General features: G+C 58.7%; 1 pseudogene. It reads right to left on the bottom strand.

The features are described from left to right. Positions 1-249 (bottom strand): annotated as a pseudogene (locus EN859_RS37590) (glutathione S-transferase N-terminal domain-containing protein); the annotation flags it as partial. Positions 250-281: the final 32 nt, after the last annotated feature.

The raw sequence follows: 281 nt of genomic DNA on the forward strand, positions 1-281 counted from the left end.
CGCAAAACGGCCCTGCCCATACTTGCCGACCAGATACTCGATAATCGCGCCCGACTCTGCAATGGTCAGTCAATCGTCCGTAATGACGGGTGACTTGCCGAGCGGATGCACCGCGCGCAACTCGGGCGGCGCGAGCATGGTTTGCGGATCGCGCTCGTATCGCTTGATCTCGTACGGAACGTCGAGCTCTTCGAGTAGCCACAAGACGCGCTGCGAGCGCGAGTTATTCAAATGATGGACAGGCAGCATGGGTCGACAAACGTTGGCCAGTGGAATGTCAC

The organism is Mesorhizobium sp. M00.F.Ca.ET.216.01.1.1 (assembly GCF_004010325.2).
Taxonomy (GTDB): Bacteria; Pseudomonadota; Alphaproteobacteria; order Rhizobiales; family Rhizobiaceae; genus Mesorhizobium.